This window comes from Lysinibacillus sp. GbtcB16 (assembly GCF_019091145.1).
Lineage (GTDB): Bacteria > Bacillota > Bacilli > Bacillales_A > Planococcaceae > Lysinibacillus > Lysinibacillus fusiformis.
Map to the genome: position 1 here is coordinate 1 of NZ_JAGXJV010000531.1, position 262 is coordinate 262.

The window sequence follows — 262 nt, forward strand, 5'->3', positions numbered from 1 at the left end:
TTCATTCATACGGAAGCATTCATCCGCCATGTTCACAGCAGCCAGTACAGCAATTCTTTGGGAATCGAGACGCGGGTAGCCTTTGGCAATATGAAACATTTGATCGTTCACGTATTCAGCGACACGCTTCATATATCCCGTGCTGTTACTTGCTTTTAATTTGTACTGATTTCCATATATATCAACGGTAATTTTCGATTTATCTTCATCGGTCATGGTCGATTTCCCCCTTAAATGAAAAGGCTGGCCTTATCGACGTTAA

The 262-nt window shown here is 41.6% G+C and carries 1 protein-coding gene; it reads right to left on the reverse strand.

Annotation, left to right across the window (positions count from 1 at the left end; all coding sequences use genetic code 11):
* A partial coding sequence (locus KVT27_RS25130; RefSeq protein WP_217582225.1) for a cell division protein ZapA occupies positions 1 to 216 on the reverse strand: 216 nt, incomplete at its 3' end.
* Between the last annotated feature and the right edge of the window lie 46 nt (positions 217 to 262).